We start from the raw sequence: 19,491 nt of genomic DNA on the forward strand, positions 1-19,491 counted from the left end.
CCCATCCAAGCACTCCAAGGAAGAATCATGCCAACCATCACCTTCGTACAGCCCACCGGAAAATCCGACACCGTCTCTGTGGAGGAAAAGACATCTCTCATGCGCGCCGCGGTCGCCAACGGCGTTGAAGGAATTGTCGGCGAATGCGGCGGCCAAGCCATGTGCGCCACCTGCCATGTGTATGTGCGCCCCGAGTTCGAGGACGCATTGCCCGAGCTCAGCGAGGACGAAGACGAAATGCTCGACTGCACTACGGCAGAGCGGACAAGCCAGTCCCGCCTTGGATGCCAGGTGAGCGTCGGTGCACACCTCGACGCGATCATCGTCGACGTCCCCACGGACCAGGTCTAAACCATGGGGGTAATCATCATCGGAGGCGGCCAGGCCGGCATTCAAGCGGCCGACTCCCTCCGCTCCGGCGGATATACCGACAGCATTACTATCCTCGCCGAGGAAGAGGGCCTGCCATATCAGCGCCCGCCCCTGTCCAAGGACTACCTGGCCCCGGCCGGCCGTCCTGAGGCCCTGCCACTCCGGCCAGCAACCTTCTACACCGACAACGACATTGGCCTGCGCACCGGTGTCTCCGCCACGGACATCGACCGGGACAACAAGACCGTCACCATCTCAGACGGGACTGTGCTTCCCTACGACTACCTTGTCCTGGCCACTGGTTCCCGCAACCGCAAACTGACCTGCCCCGGAGCGGAAACGACAGGCATTCACAGCCTGAAGACTCTGCAGGACGCAGAAGAACTCCACGCGGCCCTCGCCCAAGCCCGGGACGTCATCGTAATTGGAGCAGGATTTATTGGCCTGGAATTCGCTGCAGCCGCAAGAGCCCACGGATGCTCCGTGACAGTGCTGGAATTTGCCCCCCGACCCATGGCCCGGGCCCTGACGCCTGTTATGAGCGAATGGTTTACCGACGCGCACCGACGCAACGGTATCGAGCTTCGTCTGGAAGAAGGCATCAGCCATTTTGAAGCTGGCCCTGATGGCCGGGTCTGTGCCGCCCACTCCACCACAAATCGGCGTTACCCGGCTGATCTCATTGTCGTCGGTGTGGGTGTCATACCCAACGACGAGATTGCCGCCAAGGCCGGACTCGAAACAAACAACGGCATCGTCGTAGACCAGTCCCTGAGAACTTCAGACCCCCGAATTCTCGCCATCGGCGACTGCGCGAACTACCCAAACCCCCACACCCGGACCAGAACCCGGCTCGAGTCGGTCCAGAACGCTGCGGCGCACGGGCGGCACGCAGCACAGGTCATCCTTGGCGCAACAGACCACTACGAAGAAACACCCTGGTTCTGGTCAACACAAGGCACACTGCGCCTGCAGATGGCCGGAATGTCCAGCGCCGGTGACACAGCCACACTCATCGGAGACCCCGCTGCAGCTAAATTCTCGGTCCTGTGCCACCGGGACGGCCAACTCGTAGCAGTCGAATCCGTAAATGCCGCAGCAGACCATATGGCCGCCCGGAAACTTCTATCCGCAGGCCTGGGACCATCACCCGAAGAAGCCCAAGCCCCAGGCTTCAACCTGAAAGCACATACACAGCAGGCACTTCTAAACCCCGCCTAGCACTCTCCCCCCAAGACACCGCCTTCACCCAAACGCAGGAGAAACCATGCCCAGTGCATTAACCGACGCCGCGGCGAAAAAGACGCAACGCCGCGTCGCCTTCGCCACCATCGTCGGAACCACCATCGAGTGGTACGACTTCTTCATCTACGCCACAGCCGCAGGACTCGTCTTTGCCCAAGTCTTCTTTGCCCCCGCGGGCGAGTCGATCGGGCTTCTGCTGGCATTCGCATCCGTGGGGATAAGCTTCCTCTTCCGCCCGCTCGGAGCCTTCCTCGCCGGACACTTTGGCGACCGCATCGGCCGACGGCCAATGCTGGTCCTAACACTCATCCTGATGGGAGCCGCCACCACACTCATCGGAATCCTGCCAACTTACGAAACTGCAGGAATCCTGGCCCCCGTCATGTTGCTGCTGCTCAGGATCCTCCAAGGCATCTCAGCAGGCGGCGAATGGGGAGGCGCAGTACTCATGGCCGTCGAGCACGCCCCAAGGGACCACCGCGGCCGCGCCGGAGCCTTCCCTCAACTCGGAGTACCGCTGGGCATGCTCCTGGCCTCCGGAGTCACAGCTGTTATGACCGGATGGGTCTCCCCCGGAACAGCCTTCATCGAATGGGGCTGGCGCGTGCCCTTCCTGCTCAGCATCGTTCTGATCGGCGTCGGATACATGGTCCGGCGCGCAGTCGACGAATCCCCCGTGTTCCAGGAAATCGCCACCAAAAAACAACAGACCAAAGTCCCGGCCGCCGAACTGTTCCGCAAACACTGGCTGCTGGTCCTGCTCGCCGCACTCGTCTTCGCGGGAAACAACGCCGCCGGCTACATGGCCACCGGAGGATTCATCCCCAGCTACGCCACAAGCCAGGTAGGCCTGGACCGCACCGACGTACTCCTTGCCATCACCTTTGCCGCCGCCATGTGGTTCCTCTTCACGCTTCTATCCGGCTACCTGGCAGACAAGATCGGGCGCAAACGCACCTACCTGATCGGCTTCGCCTCCCAGGCACTCATGGTCTTCCCACTGTTCTGGCTCATCGACACCGGCTCACTGCCCCTGCTCTACCTCGCCCTAGGCCTGTTCACCATCGGACTAGGACTCAGCTACGGACCCCAGGCAGCCTGGTACAGCGAGATCTTCCCGGCCTCAGTCCGCTTCTCAGGCGTTTCCATCTCCTACGCCATCGGCGCCATCCTAGGCGGTGCGTTCGCACCGACCATCGCCCAGGCACTCATACAATCCACGGGCAGCAGCGCTTCGGTTTCCCTTTACCTGCTCGGCATGACCCTACTATCCGTAATCGCCGTCCTAATCCTGCGGGACCGGCCAGGCATCGACCTCTCCATCAACAACCAGGCCGAACAGGAAGTCGGAGCCACAATCTTCGATAAACGCAGAGAACCAGCCTACGAAAACGCATCCGTCTAGCAGCACAGGGCCCGTGGTCAGACAACGAACAAGTGGCAACCCATGCACCCACGGCTAAACGCCAGCACCGTTTACATCAATGGAGGGAAATTCAAGCCCATCGCTCCCTTCGGCGGGACCAAACGCTCGGGCTTCGGTCGAGAAAGCCGCATCGCGGGACTTGAAGAGTTCGTCCACTCTTAATCTCTCCAGTCCTGACCCGAGCACGCTCCACATCCGCCAGCAATCCGCCGGACAAGGCAGTCATTACAGAGGCAGTGCCCGCAGAAACTCCGGCACGCGTCCTCGGAATGCTGGACTAACAGTCACAGGCCCCGGGGCCCGCCCAGTTGGAGTACACCCCAACCTGACGTCAGGGACGTAACCGAAGAGTCGTCAGAATAGAGTCCAGATTCTGCTTTTCTGACACAGGCCCAAGAAACTATCTGAGCCCAACCTGACACTATCGACGCATCCCAAGGTCGGTCACATATGGATATTCCGCGGACATCGATCAGTCGTGTCGGATAACCAACGGACTCATACCTACCTAATGACCAGCCAGCCCAAGGGCGGCGTCCACCGGAGACCGCCTTGTGGAGACATGTGCCGATGCGGCGTACAGACTGGACCCGCACCCATGAGGTGACCCCTGTGGGGCCGGCGGCGGCTGGGGGGAGGTGCCCGGTCTCAGAAGGCTCCTCTCGCCGCCGGCCCTAGGTCCAGTCAACCGGGATGCGGCGCTGTGGGCACGCGTAGCGTCTACCCGTTTCTCACCTCCCGGCGCTACCCGTCTGCGCAGATAGGGCCCGCTGCCTGTGTCGCAGCTCGCCGCCGGCCTGGCACCGCTCGCTTCCAAACCGGCACGCAAGGCAACCCGGCTGGTCCAACCGGACAGCAAGGGGCTGCGCGCAAGGCCATTAGGGAAGCGAAGCGGAACCCCTACTCATCTCGCTACGCGACGAACCCCTGAGGCCGCGCGTGACGGCACACTGGGAACCGCATCTCAGCATCATCGCCCGGGACGAGCATGCTTTAGCGGACGATGGCGGTTGCGTTGGAGAGGCCGGATCCGCTCAGGTATCCGGTTCTTGCGGCGACTACCTTTACGGAGACCTTTCTGCCTTCGTAGGCCGTGGTCAACCGGTAGCTGGCGCCGGTTGCTCCCTTGACCGCGACGCCGTTTCGCGGCCACTGGTATGAGTACCGGGTCGGAGTGACGTGCCACGTGCCGACGCTCACGGACAGTGTTCTGCCCACGAGGGCCACACCGCGGACCGTGGGCTTGACGACATTAAGTACTGTCGGGGCGATAACGGTGCCGGTCGACGCGGAGGTCCAGGAGATCTGCAGGCGGCCGTCGAAGAGGTTGGTCAGCATGGTGACTGTGATCTTGCGTCCTACATCGGCGGCGGTGAGCTTGTAGGTGGCTGCCCGGGCCCCGCTGATGGGTGCACCGTTTCGCTGCCACTGGTAGGTGAGCAAGGGTTCCACCGGGAATCCTTTGCCAACGGGCGCTCTCCAGGTCGATCCGGGGGCTGCCTTCAGTGTCATGCCCTGCATTACGGTTCCGCTGATGGAGGGCACTGTGGTCTTCAGGTCGGCGGCGCAGTGCAGGACCTGGTCGGTGCTCGATACGAAGCCTGACTGCCCGGGGCCGCAGAATGTTGCGGCCAAGGCCGGTGCCGGACCCAGGAGGAGTCCTGCGCCTGCCAGAACCGCAACAGTCGCGGCCGAGAGGTTTCGCTTGAAAATTCCGGACATGTTCCCCCAATGTGTCGGCTGCTGCCGCTCGGTTAAGGGGGATTTCAACGGGCCGCTTGGGTCCACCCCCCACGGGTAGCAGGCATCGGTGAAAAGCCCTGTGAATGAAAGTACTCGGCCTCAGGGGAAGGATCCACCGATTCCAGAAGTCCTGCGCCAATCCTGAGATTCAAGCGCGGTTATCTTGATGGAACCTTGAGATCCCCACCTGAAAATGGGTGACGTGACGTTCTTGCCGTTCCTGTCCCAGCCGACGAAGCTTCCGTAGGAGTTGCCTCAAAGTTCAGGGCCTTGGGACCAGGGAACGGTCGTCTCACCCGCAGGCTGGCACCCTGGGCGGACTATTCATGGGGAACGGCAGCGGATACGTAGTCGGCCCTCGAAGGTTAGGCATCCTGCCTGTGCCTGCAGCATTTCACTGTTAGCTTCAAGCAATAGCTCAAGTTGTCCAGGCAATATCTCTTTGCGTTCCATTGGGGGAAATCATGTACGTCAGCGGTTCAGCACGATTCCGGGTCACGGCGAAGCTCATTTTCCAACCCGGGCGGGCGATGTCCCTGGCGCGGGCGGCCGCCGCAGCCGGTGTCGCTGCCGGCCTTCTGCTTACCGGGCTCTCCGTACCGGCTGAGGCCGCGACGGTGTATAAGGCACCGCTGCGAACGGCGGTCCGTGCCTTGGTTGTTTCTGCCGAGGTCAACGCAGGGTATGACAGGGACCGGTATTTTGGCGTGTGGAAGGACACCAATGGCGACTGCCAGAACACGCGCCATGAAGTCCTGGTCTCGGAATCGAAGGTCCGGCCGACGTACACAAGCCGCGGATGCACCGTTAGCAAGGGACGGTGGGTGACCACGTGGGACAACCGTGTTCATACCTCTCCTTCCACCGTGCAGATCGACCACACCGTTCCTGTTGCCGAGGCGTGGGGATCGGGGGCCCGGTCCTGGACCCAGGCACGCCGCGTGGCGTTCTACAACGATCTGGCCGACTCCCGCACCTTGAATGCTCAGACGTCGGCGCTGAATGCCTCGAAGCAGGCAAAAGGACCGGAAGCGTGGCTGCCGCCGGCCAACAAGTGCTACTACATCGGTCAGTGGGTCGCGGTGAAAATCCGTTGGGGGCTTAGGGTCGACAGCTCCGAAAAGGCTGCCTTGACGCGCTGGGCAAACGCCTGCCCCAACGTCACGCTGACAGTCACCCGCGTCTAGGACCTCCCCATCCAGGAAAGCCGCGCGGCCACCTTCGTCCGCGGGCATCTGGCTTCCGCATTGTTCAACTCTTTCTCGTAGTATCCGAATTTGTCTTGACGGCCGTCCATGTTGCCGGTCCGCCAGTTGGAGGGAATCAAAAACATGGTCGTGTCACGACTCCTGAGGTTTTCGGCCCTCACGGCTGCCGTTGGTCTTGCCCTAGGCATGGTCGCTGGGCCAGCGGGCGCCGCCATAACTCCAATGGCCCTGGTCGGCACGGACCACTCTGCCCCTGTGTTGGTCGGTTCCTCGATGACTCCGGCGAGTGTGAACCCGGCGTCGGGCCTGCCCAAGTGACGGTCAGCGTGCACGTCACCGACGTTTCCGGCGTTATGCCCCCGAAGATTGAGATGTACCACCCGGTTGTTGGCCAGTTCCTGCCCAGCGATCCCATGGTCCTGACCAGTGGGACTGCGCAGGACGGTATCTGGAAAACGACGGTGACGGTCCCCCGCGGCACGCCGTCCGGAAGATACAAGATCATGTGGACGCAGTCTGGTCTCCAGGACGTTTTCGGAAACTACATCGACCCCCCGGAGATCACCCAGACCGTCACGGTTGCAGCCTCCGGCACGGACACCGAGAACCCAATGCTGTGGAGCCTGACTGCCTCCGAGTCGGAGCTGGACGTCACCGGCGGACCCGCGCCAGTCAACCTGACCGCCCACATCACCGACCCCGCCGGTACGGTCGCCCCAACAGTTACGCTGACCAACTTTGAGGCCAACCAGTTCCTCCAAGCACCGATGACGCTTATCGCCGGAGATGTCACAGACGGAACCTGGGAAGGAACCATTAAAGTCCCGTCAGGGGTGGCTTCCGGCCTGTGGACGCTCCGAACATCCGCCCTGCAGGATCTCCTCGGCAATACCGACTGGATGGGCGGCAATGAGCGGGAGGTCATGATCACCGCGGGGGCTCCTGACACCGACCCACCAGTCCTGGTCAGTTCGTCGGTTTCGCCAACCAGCGTGGACCTTAGCGCCGGTCCGGCCACGATTGTCGTCAGGGCCCACGTGACCGACACTGCCGGTGCGGAAATGCCGGGTTTTTCGCTGTCCAACGCGGCAGGGCAGGAGTACTTTCCCGGGCCCATGGTCCTCACAGCCGGAGACCCCCGGGACGGATACTGGGAGCAGGAGATCACCTTCCCCCAGGGAACGATGCCCGGCCAATGGGATGTGACGTTCGTGCCGACGCCGGACGTGCTCAATAACGTGGACTACTACTACGAACCCGTCACCGTCCCCGTGACCGTCAAGCGTTCAACTCCTGTGATTCCGGCGGCCGTCCTCTTCGCCGGCGTCGACGGCAAGACAACCCCCACATACACCATCCCCGCGACAACCGGTATCGACTACCTCGTCGCCGGCAAGGTTCTCACCGCCGGGAAATACACCGGAGCCGGCACCGTGACCGTGACAGCACGGGCCCGCAACGGATACATCCTTGCACCGGGAGCGAAGACCACATGGAGCGCGTCGTTCCCCGCGGCCCTGACGGGACCCCTTCCGACGATCACCGGTACCAAAAAGGTGGGCTACACCCTCACCGCAGTCCCCGGTACCTGGGGTCCAGCGCCCGTGACCCTCCGCTACCAGTGGTACCGCGCCGGCGTCGCCATCACCGGCGCGACCGCGAAAACATACGTGCTCTCCGGGGCGGACGCAGGCAAACAGATCAGCGTCAGAATAACCGGCGCCAAGACCGGCCACCTGCCGGTGACAAAAGCGTCCGCACCGACCGCAAGCATCACCCCGGGCACTCTCGTCGCGCCTACCCCTACGATTTCCGGCACCCGCCGGGCAGGTTACGTCCTCACCGCGAATCCGGGAACCTGGACCAGCGGGACAACCCTGCGCTACCAGTGGTACAGATCCGGCGTCGCCATAGCGGGAGCCACAGCAAAAACCTACAAGCTTGTTACCGCCGACAGGTTTGACACCATCAAAGTTCGGATCGTCGGATCAAAGGCCGGCTACACCACGGTTACCAGGTTCTCGGCCTCCACATCCCGGATCCCCTAAGCCCCATAAACTTTCATTGCTGCGAGCAGGGCCCGAAGGGTCCCCAGGCGCAAAACATCACGACCCTCTAGTCCGCAGACATAAACCCAACCGACCTGTGTCGTGAGGTCAAGACGCGCCGATGTTCACCCACCTGATGGACCAGTTGAAGATCAATCGAGCCGGCCCGGGCAGGCCACGAACCCGCCCGGACCGAGTCCGCGGTGACAAAGCCTACTCATCCCGTGCGATCTGGACCCACCTGCGCGACCGCGCTATCGTGGCGGTCATCCCGCAAACCTCCGATCAGATCGATCACCGAAAACGACGCGGCTCCACCGGCGGCAGACGCCGGCCTTCGATAAAGACGACGACACAGGCCGAAACGTTGTCGAACGGAACTTCAACATCTTCAAGCAGCGGCGGGCCTTGGTAACGCGCTAAGACAAACTCGAACTCACCTACCGCAGCGGAGCCGTTCTCCGGGCAGGTAGCATCTGGCTGACAGCTTTAGGAGACACGCCCTAGTTCGTTTCCCGCCTGCCGGGGGCGATCCTGGCTGTCATGCCTGGAAAAGCTGGCAGAGCTTGGGAAGCGGAGCCCGCCTGCTGCCAGTAGTGTTAACCGCAGCTTCTCTCTTCTCAACATGACATTTCCTTGAACAAAAGGCGAACCTCGCTCAAACCCCCGGAATAAGCTGAATCACCTTTGTGAAGCTAATCGGTTCGGAACACACTCCTTCAGGAGTGCACGTCACTAGAGTCAGGGTCGCTCGTGCCGGTCCTGGCGAGAACTTCCCCCGAACAGGTTCGGCAATGTATTTATGGCCTTGCTCAGCGCCTGAGCAATCGAAAGTATCCGTGGACGTTGCTGTCACTGGCTCGCCCCGTTCCCTGTTTCCTCTCGGTTGGGAAAGGGCCAGAGTTGTATGCGCGGTGTCACCTTCATCGCAAATGAATGAGAAGCTGCCCCGCACAACTTGGGTTTCCCGCAGTGTGGCATCGTCTATGTTCACAATGCTGGCTGCAGCGACAGCGGGCTCGCCGACAATGTACCTCCCAGCCAGATCAGAGCGAGCAATCCTACCGTGATTCTTGTGGTTCTCATGAGGACGTCCTCAAGGTTCAACAGATTAGAAAGACGCCGCATTTTCAGAACATCTTCTGAATCCACTCGGGCTTCGGTTGATTTGCGGCGTTGGAAAGGCGTCTTGGAAGATCGCCGACGAAGCAGTTACCTGCGCGGTTAGCCGTCATGCAGTGCAAGTGATTTTAGCCCCGGACAAGTTGTGGACAAAGTAGTAGAAACAATTTTTTCCTAAAGTGATCCTTTCTGCCTGCGTTCGGCAAGGCTCTGACTTCCTCATTCGCGGAAAATTCATGTCGGCCCGCCGGCTTCCAGCACACGAGCCCGGCGGTTGTCCGCGTTCGTCCATCAAACCCTAGCCCGTGCAAGCACGGTGCCCGTTCGCTACAAGCTCGGTGAAGTGGTCATCGGCGACGACTCCTTCAACGGGCGCATTCAAGACCTGGTGCCGTCAAGGACGGCACCATGTTGGGCTGCAAATGGCAGAGGAGATCGTCCTCTACGACTACCGGCAGCTGAGACGGCCGGATTAGCAACCAGACCAAAACACGCTAACCCGCCCAACCCAGCTCGAATCCGAACGCAGGAGCCAGACTGCCACCCTCTGGAGTCAGAACCCGCAAAGCAAGGAATGGCTCTACCTGCTACACGGAGGCGTTTTGCAACCCTTGCCATTCAAAGTCGACGCGAAGCCCGGGAACGGGTTGGTCTTGGACCACGGACGTTCAGGGGCCGGCTCCCCTCTAAGAACGGGTCCCATATTCCTGAAAGACACGAACTGCTGCGGCGACCAGCGCGTCAAACCTGAGAGCCCAGCGATTGTCCCCGGGTGCGCTCACTCTGGCATAGCCGATTACGTTTCCCGGCACGTCAGTCACCCTTCTCCGACCGTCTTGAGCGGTTTTCTTTTCGCGCAACTCTCCGCTGAGCGAGGTGAGCCGGCGCTCCTTTGCTGCTCGTCGGACTTTCTGGGGTGCGTCCGTTTTATGCGGTCGTGTTCAACATCGGCTGCGAGCGGTATCCTCTGTCCGGAGGTCACCTGTCCGCGCACCTCTTCCCTTCGGAGAGCAAATTGAAGACACGCAGCATGCACCACTCGATGGCAGCAGCCGCTCTGGCAGGCGTTGTGCTCACCGGGACGGCCTGTAGCGCCCAGCCGGGTGGGCCGCAGCGGTCCGTCGCGTTACCAGTGGCTACCCCGACGTCCACGGCTGTACCGACACCGGCAACGACCACGTCCTCATCTACTCCGAACGGGGAGACTCTGCAAGGGCACAGTTTCACTTTCCCTGACGGGCACATCTCGTTCAGGTACCCGGCCGGCTGGGCGGTCAAGACCGAACAGGGTCCGTACCTGACCGAGGAGGATAAGGCCGGTTCCGTGATTGCTGTGGTGACAGACAGCTCCGGGTCAGAAGTTGCCCGTGTCCTCAGCGGCATGTATGGCGATGCCGCTGCCGGTCCAGCCAAGCGGACCGTCCTGGATCACGCGCCCGTGCTCGGAATCACTGATAAGGCTGGGAAGCCCACAGAGTTCGGTTTCGGTTACGACATCATCGCTGGCCGCCCGTTCTATTTCATGGACGTCAGGATCGCCGACGAGTTCCTGCCGTCCCAGGACAATTCCGGAACAAATCAAGTGCTCCTGCCCAACGGGGTCATCTCTGCCTTTGTGGTCTTCCAGGACGAGAAGAAGCCCGCCTTCGCAACCCCTGAGGTTGCCAATGCCTGGACGGGAACGGAGAAGTTCCGTCAACTCAAGGCCCTCTTGCTCAGCCTGGAATATAAATAGGCACCATTACCCTAGTGGTCCGCAAAGTCATTATGTGAAGCGTCTTTGCGGAATTGCAACGGGCAAACCAGCCACCACGACCGACTGTTAGCCGAGAATGGCGGTTAGGTCGCAGCTTGAAAAGGCGGTTTGCCATAGGGGCGGGCATCTATGTCTCAGAACCCTAGCGTTTTGCGACAAGGGGCAGGACTCAAGAGTTGGGTTGCGCAAGAGCCTCTTGCGTAAAAGTCCAACACCGTTTCTCGGACTATTGGCTCGGCTGCCCACAGCCGGGGACAATCTTGATGGGTTATCCACCGCTACTGCTGCTGAGGGAGCTTTCCTGATGGCTCCCGATTTCCAGCCGTGGATAACCCGGATTGACCCCAACTGTGGACAGCCCCGCGTGGTCACCTTGAGCGTTGGCTACCAACACATGGTTTAGAACAGCCCGGGGGGGGTTCCTCGCACGGCAGCCCGGGAGAGGGTGACGGCTGTTGAGTTTTTCCATTTCGGCTCCGGGGAGTGCGCCGCAGACGACCATCCCGGAGCGTTCGACGAAGCCGCGGGCTTTCTTCCGTTACATGGTCTGGAGCACCATTGCCACGCCAGAATAGAGCGCTACCACGCCGCTGGATTGTTGTCGCTGCCACGCAAGCTCAAGCCTCCACCGTTCCTCGTCCGCCCTCTGCACGAATCGGAGAGGGCGGACGAGATCGGTTGTTGTTCTCAGCTATGTCACCGACGGGCATTACAAACAGTTTGCATGCTGAATATGGATTGCTTCAGCAGGGCTGGAGATCGCCCTCAGGGCCCATGAAGTGGATGAACCCGGCCCAGTTGAAGTCGATGTATATACCCTCGGACCCCATGCGTTTGTTGATTAGCCATTTGTGAGCGGCGATGGCTGCCTTGACTATTGTTCGCCAAGGCTCAGGTATCGCATCCAAGAGCTTTTCAAACTCGGGGTGGCCCATGCTGGCCCAGCATCCGGCCTCGCGGTTAAGGGATAGACGGGCCCCCCACCAGTGAAACTTTAGGGAAACCGGCGGTTTGTTGGCCAACAACTGGGCAGTCGGGGCGGCGTCGTATCTATTAGTTCCGGATTGGGCGAAGGTACCGCTTGCGGTACTGGCTGGCACAGAGAGGGTTGCCGCCGACGCGGGAACAGCGACGCCCGTTAACGTCACTCCGGCCGCGAGAATGGCAGCTATGCCTGCAGTGCGAAACGGATGGGTGTGCATTGAAATCCTCCGATCACTCGATAGTTGAAACTTTGATTGCAGAATTTATGCGTGAGGGCCGATGGGAACGACCCTGTATGTGAGCTGATAGTTCGCTCCGTCCTGGGTAAACGAGGCATACTGTTCGCCGCGGTTGGCCTGGCTGGCGGACGCTGTAACCTCTCCGAGGAAATCGTCATTGTCGAAGATCCCTGTGTCGGCGTCGTAAAGACGGATCTTGGCGGTTGAACTGAAGGGGACGCTGCGGTTGATGTCGAGCGAGTCTCCGTCATTCATGCTCTGCGGGCCCCAGACCGTAACGCCATGCACACGGAGGTATGCTTCATCGGCTCCTAGCCAGTCCTCGGTCTCCCTGCAGTCCAGGGAGACGAGAACCAGGCGGTAAGAGGTACTCGATGAGGGCGATGGCGCAGTGGCGGAGGCGGCTTGAGTGCCGGTCAGGAGCGCCGCTAGAGCGAGGGTTGATCCGGCCAGAGTGACTCCAAGCCGGGGGTTTCGTGACTGCATTTTCTTCTTCTTTCCCTGAGGGCGGTTCCGCTATTCGGATCCAGGGTTGCCCTGCAGCTCAAGAATGAGCCGAATGAGTCAGAGAATCGTCGGCCTGACAGGGTATATACGGCCTACTGCATTTGATGCATTTTAGGGAGCCAGTAAGGCAGGAATCTGATGCCTCATGCGGGGTGAAGTTCGGAGATGAGGGGGCGCCGGGAAGCGGGGCTCTGCCGAGAGCGGGGTGACTAGTGTCTTCTGCTGAGCAGTTATCGCCCCCTGCCCTGCGGACACCGCTGCTCTCGCTATTTCGCTTACGGCGTCCAAAAGACCGGTGCTATCAATCTCAAGCGCGCACCTTCGCGTGCTTGAGCAAGAGCGGTTCGAGCCTGGGCTAAGGGGGCGCTTCCCGCCGTTTCGCCGGAGCGCAGTCGCGGTAGCAGGTCGGCCGACGGGTTAAGACCTCGGTGGAAGCGGATCGTCGGAAGCGACGAGTCCGGTGCGGTATGCCGTAGCAACGGCGCCGGCTCGATCGTGTAGCCCCATCTTCATCAACAGGCGGCTGATATGAGTTTTGACGGTGGCCTCGGAGATGAACAGGTGGTCCGCAATGGCCCTGTTGGGCAGTCCGTGGGCGAGAAGTATCAGGACTTCACGTTCTCGTTGTGTTAGGCGAGCGATCTGTTCTGATTTGGGCAGAGGCGGCTCCGGCCGACCCTTAAAATCGGCCAATAGGTGTTTCGCTACGGCTGGATCGAGCCAGGCCTCTCCGTTGGCAACGGCATGTATGGCTGCAACAAGTTCCACTGGTGCGGCATCCTTGAGCACGAAACCAGAGGCCCCCGCACGCAGAGAGCTCCGGACCGCCTCGTCAACGTGGTAGGTCGTTAGCACGAGAACTGCAGGACCTGGCTGACTGGTGGGATTTGATCCGATAATCCGCTTGGTGGCCTCGACTCCGTCCATCACGGGCATGCGAACGTCCATCACCACCACGTCTGGTTTCAGCTCGTCCACGCTGGTGACGGCTGCACTGCCGTTGTCTACGACGGCTACAACTTCTATGTCAGGCTCGGCGTCAAGGATCATGGCTATGCCCGTACGCATCAAGACTTCATCATCGGCGAGCAGCACGCGGATCATGATGGAACGGCCGTGGGCAGAGTGGCATGTACCCGGTACCCGCCGTCGTCGCGGGGGCCGACGGAGAGTTCGCCGCCCATGAGCTTCACCCGTTCGCGTAGCCCGACCAGGCCGTACCCGCTGCTGAGTTCTGTGGTTACGGATGGGACCGATCCGGCATGATCGTTGTCGACATCGATGGCTAGGCTTTCTTCGTGTTTGAACAGCACTACATAGGCATGGGAGCCCGGGCCTGCGTGGCGGGTTACATTGGTCAATGCCTCTTGCACGACGCGGTAGGCAGCCATCTGGACACTTGGATCGAGCGAGTCGGCTAGCCCCCGTATGGAGAGGTTGACACTTATTCCGGCAGCCTCGGTCTGTTTAACGAGTGTTTCGATATTCTGCAGTGTCTCGGGTGTCCCAGCCCCGGGAGCATCCTTGTCGGCGACTGACCGTAGGACTTCGAGAAGCCGGCGAAGTTCCCCCATTGCTTGCTTGCCGACGACCTCGACGGACTGCAGAGCAGCCTCGGCGAGTTCCGGGTCTCGGGTAAGTTGCCGCCTAGCGCCCGATGCCTGCAGAACCATGACTGTCACAGCATGGGCGACAATATCGTGCAACTCGCGCGCAATCCTCAACCGTTCTGAGGCCACGGCCTCCGCTGCCATAGCCTCCCGCGTCTCGACCAGCTCCTGTGCACGGCGGCTCGTTGCGGCGGCCGACCTCCCGAAAAACCAAACCGCGAGGTCCATCATCGAAAAGATGGCAACTACTCCGATGACAGAAGCCCAGCTGCTCAGTGCGGCCGAGCTTTCATAGAGGGCAATGAGTGAGTGCGTCCCTAGAGTTGCCGCCAGACACCATCCGCATTGTTGCAGAGGCCGCAGCGCCGCCGCGGTATAGAGCGCGACGAACAGGCTCAGTAAAGGACGCGATCCCACAGTAAGAGTAAGAGTGGCTGCGAAAACGCATAGCCCGAGACTAATAGCGATAGGTGCGTGACGGCGAAGAGCCAAGAGAGGCAGGATTGTCAGGTTGAAGAGGACAACCATCGCGGAGGACGCATCAACTGCGGACCAACCCCTGCTCCCCGCAGTTTCCACCAACGATGTGAAGAAGACGGTGTCGAGTCCTACGGCCACTGTCGCGACCGTGAAATCACGATACGAAATGGCAGGCATCCGCACTGGAATTTCAATCCCAGCGCAAGATGTGTTGGCAAACAAAATCACCAGGCGTGATGCCAGCAACGTTTAGGGGAGGGGACCATTCCGGCATCGCGGCTGTTTTTGGAATAAGCTTCCGCTTTGGCATTGAACCGTCGAGTTTGGCGAGCTTTTCGAGGTTACCGCCTATGGATGCCCTCACCGCATCCCATCGGGACGCGTTCGGCCGCGCCAATGCCTCATCGAACTTTGCTCTCGAGGCTACCCCGGGCGTCCGGGTGGGAACTGATGTTGCTGTGAAGCTGACAACGCCCAATGTGCCACCCTGGTTGTCGACGCCCTCGATTATCTGGACTTTGGCCGGGGCCAGCCACTGGGCCGGTGTCCCTTTGTAGGCCGGGACGTAGACGGCGAATTCCTTCCCGGTGATGGACTTTGGCCACGGGCTAAACACCCCGGATACTCCGGCCTGTCCAAGCATCAATACACCTCTTGCCAAAGGTGATCCCAGGGCAGGTGCGAAAAGCGAAATGACGGGAGCAACTGCCGGGTCACCGTTCACGGTCTTGCCACCTCCTAGACGGCAGTGTCGGGGATTTGCTGCGCTGTGTTCTCAGTGTGCTCCGGGCATCAACGTGGAGCAAGACGGTCAGCTCTGCTGATCAAGTGGCGTTACGTCAGGCAATGCTGTCGATGCTCTACTCCTTGTTCGCTAGGTTCCGGAGTACCCCTGCCCTCGAGTTTTCGATGGTGGATAACGAAACCTGACTTCGCCACATCGATTGCGATCTGCAGAAGGTCGGCAGGAGTAGGGCTGAAAATAGAGTTTTGGCCGCGTAGTGCATGGGAGGTAGCAGCCAACCGCCACCAATACAGGCGAGCCGCGTCTTGGCTAGGTTCCCGACCGTCCGCGGATCCTGAGCCGGACCTCGGCTAACCCAAATTGTGTACGTTCTTGGTTGTCGTCCGGTCCAGGATGTATCGATGAAGTCAGCCGCTAGCGAGACGCGAGTCAGTGGCGCCCCTGCCATTCTGGGAGTGCCTGTACGGGGAAGGAAACTAAGAAAGGATAGGCCATGACACGCGAAGAAGCCTTCGCGAGGTGCACCCCGGACTCGTACGTCGAGTTCTACGGCGGCCGGTGGCTCATCGTGCCGCTCGCACAAGTGGACCAGCCCCCGTTCTTCGTCTGCACACCCCAGACGGTTAGCAATCGATAAACCTCGGCCGGACTCAGTTCAAGCCCGAAGGTGCCACCGTCTCCGGCGCAACTCACCTCTCGCCGACGGCGTCACCGTCATCACCAATCACGTCCCTCTCACCGTCCCCGGAACACCGTGCCACGAGGTGTCCACGCCATTGCACCGGCGACGCATTCCGTTCCCCCAAGTCCCTGCCAGCACAGCATCCTTATTGGGTGCTCCCGGGCATCCCCTTCATCAGATTTCCACTAAATCCACGTGTGCCTGTGTGGAAGGCCCTTCCGCCAACGATTACCCCCAGTGGATGTGGCGGGCGCTTTGACGGTCACGGCCGGTATGTCTGCCCTGGTCTATGGACTGGTGAACGCCGGGGCCGCCGGGTGGGGGAACCTGGCCACGATCGTTTCACTCGGGGCAGCCCTGGTCGTGCTCCTGGCGTTCGTTCTCATCGAGCGCCGTGCCGAGCGGCCCGTCACGCCCCTCCGCCTATTCAGGGACACTACCCGGTCCGGCGCCTACGTCATCCGCATCCTGATCGTGGGGGCCATGTTCTCCACCTTCTATTTCCTATCCCAGTCCCTCCAGAACGTGCTGGGATTCAGTGCTTTCGAAGCGGGCATCGCCTACATCCCGCTGACGCTCCTGTTCTTCCTCATGGTTTATGTGACCAGACCCCTCAGTTCGTTGCTGGGCAAACCCGCGCTGCTGGTGGCTTCGCTGGTCCTTGCCGGCTTAGGCATGCTCTGGCTTAGCACCACTGGCGCGGGCACCGCGTACTTTCCGGGCGTCCTGCCCCGCTGATCGTGCTCGGAATTGGTCAGGGAATCGCGATCATCCTGCTGACCGAGTTCGGCATGTCCGGGGTGGCCTCGGCCGATAACGGCGCCGCTTCCGGATTGGTCAATACGGCACACCAACTGGGCGGTTCCATTGGTTTGGCACTGCTGACTGTGGTTTTCGCTGGCTCCGGCGGAACCTCCGCAGGACTGGCGGAAGCAAACTCTTATGGAGCAGTGTTCACTTCGGCAACGTGGTTCTACGCGCTTGCAGTCCCCTGCGCTGTGCTCATCTACCTCGCTCAACGCAGGGCAGCGGCAAGGGCATCAGCCACCCGTTGGTGACCCAATGGGCAGCGATGGCATTTGGGTGAGTGACCCGTCATGGTCCAGGCTCAGCACCAGGTCCAGATCGAGGCGGGCCAGGAATCCGTCGTCGTGGCTGACCAGGATGACGGCGCCGCGGTAAGCGTTCAACGCTTCCACCAACTGGTCCACGCTCTGGATATCGAGGTTGTTGGTCGGCTCATCGAGAATCAGTACCTGTGGCGGCGGTTCGGCAAAGAGAAGCCTGGCAAGCGAAACCCTGAACCGTTCGCCCCCTGAGAGAGTATGAACGGGCCGGTAGACACTGTCGCCCCTCAGCAGGAACCGCGCCAACTGGTTGCGGATTTCACCTGCAGGGAAGCTTGGTGCAGCCGCCTGGATATTTTCTAACGTGGTTGCGGCCTCGTCCAGGCCATCGAGTCGCTGCCGCAGGTAACCGGCCCGCTCGGTGAGAAGACGACCGCCCGCGGCGCCGAATCCGCCCTCGTTGTCGGTCGAAGGTTCGCCGCTGACCAACCGTTCGAGCAGCGTGGTCTTTCCCACCCCGTTTGCGCCGATTATGGCCACCCGTTCCGGCCCTTCCACGAAGAAGGCGCGATTGGTTCCCCGCAACTCGGCGATCCGGCGTCCGCGGGGAACGTCCGGATCGGGAAGATTCACACTGATCCGCTCCTCTTCCCTGATCCTGGACGAGGCCGCGTCCAGGGCAGCCTGGGCGGTGTTCACCTTGTCATCCGATCCCGAACGCAGCTTCCCAGCTGACACCTGTGCGTCGGAGGCCCGCTGGTTCATGAGAATCTTGGAGCCCTTCTTGTTGTCATAGCTGGTTTGACCGGTGCGGGCGCGTTTTGCCAGCTTCGCTTCAGCTTCCTGGCGTTGGCGCTTCTCAATCTTCACGGCCTGCTTCGCGGCTTGGGCAGCCTGAACCGCTGCGGCCTGCTGCTCATCCACGTGGGATCGCCAAGCACTGTAGGGCCCTCCGAAGACCGTGAGTTCCCCGCCATGCAGTTCCGCCGTGTTGTCCATCAACTCCAGCAGGGCGACGTCGTGGCTGACCACAACCAGCGTTCCCGGCCAGGAGGACAGGAGGCCGGACAGTTTGGCTCGTGCATCCCTGTCCAGGTTGTTCGTTGGCTCGTCCAGGAGCGTAATGGCTGTTCTCTGGAGCCTCAGTCCCGTGATGGCGACCAGCATGGCTTCGCCTCCCGAGATTTCGCCAACGTTCCGGTCCAGGTCCGCGCCTGAAAAGCCGATGTGTCCCAGGGACTCGTCCGCGCGGGTTTCAATGTCCCAGTCATCGCCCACAATCTCAAAGTTCTCCAACGAGGCGTCGCCGGATTCAATCGCCCGCAGGGCCTTCACTTTGTGACCGATGCCGAGCAGGTCCGCCACGGTTGAGTCCGTGATGATGGTGAGTGTCTGAGGAAGGTAGCCGACGTGGCCATTCGTGGTGATTCGGCCACTCGTCGGGGTGAGGATCCCCGCAATGAGGCGCAGCAACGTGGATTTTCCGGCGCCGTTGGATCCCACCAGACCTGTGCGGCCAGTTCCGAATGTTCCGGAGATCCCGGCGAGGGCACTGGTGCCGTCCGGCCATTGAAGGCGTACGGCGGCCAGGGTGATGGACGGGTTTTTTGTTGTAGACATGATGCTCCGAGGGCTCCTGTGGTTTCAGCGAATGCGCTGCACCCACCGGCCCACCAGGGGCATCAGGGAAAGGTCAGCGCACGGTTGGCGTCGTGAAACCTGAAATACCCGTCAAAACATCGGCCTAACACTGGGGAATAGAGGAAAACAGTCTTGCAAAAGCGCTCAACAAAGGCAACTTTGCCGGCCACGACCTTTGCCGCTGGCCTAATAACGGGCCGAATGCTTCCCGCTTCAGGTATGGCTGCACTACCAGCGCGCCAAACTCCACCGCGGCGAGTTGGACGAGGTCAAGATTCAGGAACTGGACCGGGCGCTGCCAGGCTGGCAGCGCGGCCGGCGGCGGGGCAGGAAACCGCGACAGGACGGCTGACCATCTTGTGTCTCATTACTAATGATGACCACCCGGGCGGATTCAGTCGGAAGGTTATGCAACACAGTTACGAGAAGCGCAGTCTGCCGTCCAACTTGCGCTGTTCTGCAGAAACTCTCCCAGTGCCGTCGAAGGGCTTACTCACACAGTGAGACGTCTCGGTTATGAGACATACAGGATTCGGAGAAGGTGGCCCATGTTCAGTGCGCCAGAATGCGGCAGGCGGTCAGCCGCCCAGATTCTCCAGAACGTGAACAGCGGCAG

Annotated in this window: 16 protein-coding genes and 1 pseudogene; 10 read left to right on the forward strand and 7 right to left on the reverse strand. The window is 60.9% G+C overall.

The window, feature by feature from the left end; genetic code table 11:
- Positions 1 to 27: 27 nt before the first annotated feature.
- From AC5RWD_RS03520 to AC5RWD_RS03535, 4 genes and pseudogenes are all read left to right on the forward strand, one after another.
- A complete protein-coding gene (locus AC5RWD_RS03520) occupies positions 28 to 351 on the forward strand; it encodes a 2Fe-2S iron-sulfur cluster-binding protein (RefSeq protein ID WP_494018710.1) in 324 nt (107 codons plus the stop codon).
- Positions 352 to 354: 3 nt separating this feature from the next.
- The gene (locus AC5RWD_RS03525; RefSeq protein WP_494018711.1) at positions 355 to 1,593 is read left to right on the forward strand and encodes an NAD(P)/FAD-dependent oxidoreductase; all 1,239 of its coding nucleotides are present in this window, start codon (positions 355 to 357) and stop codon (positions 1,591 to 1,593) included.
- A gap of 46 nt (positions 1,594 to 1,639) precedes the next feature.
- Positions 1,640 to 3,022: an MFS transporter gene (locus AC5RWD_RS03530; protein WP_494018712.1), complete on the forward strand. Its 1,383-nt coding sequence runs from the start codon at positions 1,640 to 1,642 to the stop codon at positions 3,020 to 3,022.
- Positions 3,023 to 3,055: 33 nt separating this feature from the next.
- Positions 3,056 to 3,205 (forward strand): annotated as a pseudogene (locus AC5RWD_RS03535) (aldehyde dehydrogenase family protein); the annotation flags it as partial.
- 831 nt (positions 3,206 to 4,036) lie between these two features.
- Here AC5RWD_RS03535 and AC5RWD_RS03540 read toward each other — a convergent pair.
- Complete coding sequence (locus tag AC5RWD_RS03540) at positions 4,037 to 4,765, reverse strand: hypothetical protein (protein ID WP_494018713.1); 729 nt, start codon at positions 4,763 to 4,765, stop codon at positions 4,037 to 4,039.
- A gap of 485 nt (positions 4,766 to 5,250) precedes the next feature.
- On the opposite strand from AC5RWD_RS03540, the gene AC5RWD_RS03545 reads away from it, so the two are divergent.
- The 4 genes from AC5RWD_RS03545 to AC5RWD_RS03560 all read left to right on the forward strand — a co-directional run bounded on the left by AC5RWD_RS03545 (position 5,251) and on the right by AC5RWD_RS03560 (position 10,899).
- On the forward strand, positions 5,251 to 5,973 hold the full coding sequence (locus AC5RWD_RS03545) for an HNH endonuclease family protein (RefSeq protein ID WP_494018714.1): 723 nt from the start codon (positions 5,251 to 5,253) through the stop codon (positions 5,971 to 5,973).
- Between the two features lie 335 nt (positions 5,974 to 6,308).
- On the forward strand, positions 6,309 to 8,042 hold the full coding sequence (locus tag AC5RWD_RS03550; protein WP_494018715.1) for a hypothetical protein: 1,734 nt from the start codon (positions 6,309 to 6,311) through the stop codon (positions 8,040 to 8,042).
- Between the two features lie 121 nt (positions 8,043 to 8,163).
- Positions 8,164 to 8,457 (forward strand): hypothetical protein, encoded by a 294-nt coding sequence (locus tag AC5RWD_RS03555; protein WP_494018716.1) that lies wholly within the window; start codon positions 8,164 to 8,166, stop codon positions 8,455 to 8,457.
- A gap of 1,737 nt (positions 8,458 to 10,194) precedes the next feature.
- The gene (locus AC5RWD_RS03560; RefSeq protein ID WP_494018717.1) at positions 10,195 to 10,899 is read left to right on the forward strand and encodes a hypothetical protein; all 705 of its coding nucleotides are present in this window, start codon (positions 10,195 to 10,197) and stop codon (positions 10,897 to 10,899) included.
- 764 nt (positions 10,900 to 11,663) lie between these two features.
- Here AC5RWD_RS03560 and AC5RWD_RS03565 read toward each other — a convergent pair.
- From AC5RWD_RS03565 to AC5RWD_RS03585, 5 genes are all read right to left on the reverse strand, one after another.
- The gene (locus AC5RWD_RS03565; protein ID WP_494018718.1) at positions 11,664 to 12,122 is read right to left on the reverse strand and encodes a hypothetical protein; all 459 of its coding nucleotides are present in this window, start codon (positions 12,120 to 12,122) and stop codon (positions 11,664 to 11,666) included.
- 45 nt (positions 12,123 to 12,167) lie between these two features.
- The gene (locus AC5RWD_RS03570) at positions 12,168 to 12,629 is read right to left on the reverse strand and encodes a hypothetical protein (protein WP_494018719.1); all 462 of its coding nucleotides are present in this window, start codon (positions 12,627 to 12,629) and stop codon (positions 12,168 to 12,170) included.
- Between the two features lie 438 nt (positions 12,630 to 13,067).
- Positions 13,068 to 13,754, reverse strand: coding sequence for a response regulator (locus tag AC5RWD_RS03575; RefSeq protein ID WP_494018720.1), 687 nt, complete (start codon positions 13,752 to 13,754; stop codon positions 13,068 to 13,070).
- On the reverse strand, positions 13,751 to 14,488 hold the full coding sequence (locus AC5RWD_RS03580; protein ID WP_494018721.1) for a sensor histidine kinase: 738 nt from the start codon (positions 14,486 to 14,488) through the stop codon (positions 13,751 to 13,753). The genes AC5RWD_RS03575 and AC5RWD_RS03580 overlap by 4 nt, the downstream gene beginning before the upstream one ends.
- A 442-nt stretch (positions 14,489 to 14,930) precedes the next feature.
- Entirely contained in the window at positions 14,931 to 15,464 is a 534-nt protein-coding gene (locus AC5RWD_RS03585) for a hypothetical protein (RefSeq protein WP_494018722.1), read from the reverse strand.
- A 514-nt stretch (positions 15,465 to 15,978) separates the two neighbouring features.
- Between AC5RWD_RS03585 and AC5RWD_RS03590 the strand changes: the two genes are divergently transcribed.
- Both AC5RWD_RS03590 and AC5RWD_RS03595 read left to right on the forward strand, forming a co-directional pair.
- A complete protein-coding gene (locus AC5RWD_RS03590) occupies positions 15,979 to 16,122 on the forward strand; it encodes a hypothetical protein (RefSeq protein ID WP_494018723.1) in 144 nt (47 codons plus the stop codon).
- 282 nt (positions 16,123 to 16,404) lie between these two features.
- On the forward strand, positions 16,405 to 16,905 hold the full coding sequence (locus AC5RWD_RS03595) for a hypothetical protein (RefSeq protein WP_494018724.1): 501 nt from the start codon (positions 16,405 to 16,407) through the stop codon (positions 16,903 to 16,905).
- A gap of 302 nt (positions 16,906 to 17,207) precedes the next feature.
- Here AC5RWD_RS03595 and AC5RWD_RS03600 read toward each other — a convergent pair whose 3' ends face one another.
- Complete coding sequence (locus AC5RWD_RS03600) at positions 17,208 to 18,854, reverse strand: ABC-F family ATP-binding cassette domain-containing protein (RefSeq protein WP_494018725.1); 1,647 nt, start codon at positions 18,852 to 18,854, stop codon at positions 17,208 to 17,210.
- Positions 18,855 to 19,491: the final 637 nt, after the last annotated feature.

The organism is Arthrobacter sp. CMU6 (genome assembly GCF_059090205.1).